At 65.2% G+C, this 2,039-nt stretch carries 2 protein-coding genes and 1 pseudogene; 1 reads left to right on the top strand and 2 read right to left on the bottom strand.

All coding sequences use genetic code 11. The annotated features are described in order from the left end of the window. Positions 1-183 (top strand): bestrophin family ion channel (locus tag A2I95_RS33700; RefSeq protein WP_367153192.1); only part of this gene is annotated, 183 nt, incomplete at its 5' end. A 169-nt stretch (positions 184-352) separates the two neighbouring features. On the opposite strand, the gene A2I95_RS33695 is transcribed toward A2I95_RS33700, so the two are convergent. Then, entirely contained in the window at positions 353-1,621 is a 1,269-nt protein-coding gene (locus tag A2I95_RS33695; RefSeq protein WP_291736822.1) for a folylpolyglutamate synthase/dihydrofolate synthase family protein, read from the bottom strand. Positions 1,622-1,727: 106 nt separating this feature from the next. Beyond that, a pseudogene (locus A2I95_RS33690) lies at positions 1,728-2,039 on the bottom strand (acetyl-CoA carboxylase carboxyl transferase subunit beta); the annotation flags it as partial.

The raw sequence follows: 2,039 nt of genomic DNA, 5'->3' as shown, positions 1-2,039 counted from the left end.
GTAGTGGCCTATGTGTTCTTCGGCCTGGCCGAAGTCACGCATGAGCTGGAGCACCCGTTCCGCAAACAGGCCAATTCGGTGCCGCTCAGCGCCATGTGCCGGGTGATGGAAATCTCGGTCTGCAATGCCTTGGGCCGCGAGGTGCCGCCCAAGCTGGAGCCGGTGGACTACGTTCTGGACTAGCGGCTGGCCGCAGCAAATGGGCGCTGCCCCCTCAGCCTTGCGGCCTCACCCCCGAGCTATTTAAGACCAGAAAGAAGCAGCGCGCCGCGACAGCGGCGCCAGGCCCAACGGGATGAGATCTCCAGATCGAAGCCGGGCGGGTGAGCCTCCCCCGCCGCGGCTGCAAGCCTCAGCCGTTTTCGCGCAGGATGTGACCGGCCAGGTACAGAGAACCGCAGATCAGCACCCGGGCTTGCGGGTCCTTGGCGAGGATCGCCTCCAGGGCAGCCTGGGTGTTTTCGGCGGTTGCTGCCGCGATACCCACGGCTTTGGCGGCGGCCTCGGTGTCTTCGGCGCTCAGCGTGTTGATCTCATCCGGGATCGAAATGGCGGTGAGGCTTGAGACATGCGGTGCCAGCGGCGCCATGTAACCGCTCACGTCCTTGGTGTTCAGCATACCGCAGATCAAATGCGTCGGGCGCTCCGGCAGCTTTGCCAGCACATCCGCCAGTGCAATGCCCGCCGCCGCGTTGTGGCCACCGTCCAGCCACAGCTCTGCCTCCGGTGCGGTCTCAATCAGCGGGCCGGTTTTCAGCTTCTGCATCCGCGCAGGCCATTCGGCGTTCACCATCGCCGCCTCGCAGGCGGCCTCATCCGCGCCCAGATGGCGCAGCGCCGCGAGCGCAGCACCGGCGTTCTGGACCTGGTGCGCCCCCAGCAATGCCGGCAGCGGCAGGTCCAGCAGGCCGGTTTCATCCTGGAACACCAGCCGGCCGTGTTCCTGATGCACATGCCACTGCTGGCCATAGGCAATCACCGGCGCGCCAAGACGGGCGGCGGTGGCCTCGATCACTTCCATCGCTTCGTCGGGCTGCGGGCCGACCACAACCGGCACGCCGCGCTTGATGATGCCGGCCTTTTCAGCCGCGATCTTGGCCAGCGTGTCGCCCAGAAACTGCTCGTGGTCGATCGACACCGGGGTGATCACCGACAGTTCCGGCGTGATCACATTGGTCGCATCCAGACGCCCGCCCAGACCGACTTCCAGCAGCGTGTAATCTGCAGGCGTGCGGGCAAAGGCCAGCAGGCCGGCCACCGTGGTGATCTCGAAATAGGTGATGTCGATGCCGCCATTCTTGGCGTAGCACTCGTCCAGCACCTCCGTCAGATGCGGCTCCGAGATCAGTTCCCCCGCCAGCCGGATCCGCTCATGAAAGCGGGCCAGATGCGGCGAGGTATAGGCGTGCACGGACTTGCCCATGCCCTCAAGGCCCGCACGGATCATCGCCTGGGTCGAGCCCTTGCCATTGGTGCCTGCCAGGTGGATCACCGGCGGCAGCTTGTCCTGCGGGTTGTCCAGCGCCGCCAGCAGCCGCCAGACCCGATCCAGCGTCAGGTCGATGATCTTGGGGTGCAGCGCCATCATGCGGGCGAGGATCGCGTCGGAGGTCTGGGTCATCAGCCTGGTCCTGTCAGATAGGATAGTCATAGGTGGCAAAGAACAGCGCCCGCCCTGGGAAGGACGGGCGCTGACCGGCCTTGCGGCCATGCGTTTTTAAACCGGATTACTCTGCGGCTTCTTCACTAGGAACGCCATCGGCCGGCGCATTTGCGGCCTTGGCGGCCTCTTCCTCTTCCGGCGAGGGCAGATCGCCCACCACCTGCGGCGGCAGATCCATCAGCATCCGGATAATGGTGATCAGCTCACCGCGCATTTCGGTGCGCGGGATCACCCGGTCCAGCATACCGTGGTCCAGAAGATACTCGGCGCGCTGGAAGCCCTCGGGCAGCTTCTCGCGGATGGTCTGCTCAATCACCCGCGGGCCGGCAAAGCAAATGAGCGCGTTGGGCTCGGAAATATGCACGTCGCCCAGCAT

The organism is Leisingera sp. F5 (assembly GCF_001593695.1).
This window is presented reverse-complemented; position numbering and strand designations above follow the sequence as displayed.

Bases quoted from the DNA above. Each gene is read 5' to 3' on its own strand.
- A2I95_RS33695 (WP_291736822.1), bottom strand. From the start codon at position 1,621: ATGACCCAGACCTCCGACGCGATCCTCGCCCGCATGATGGCGCTGCAC.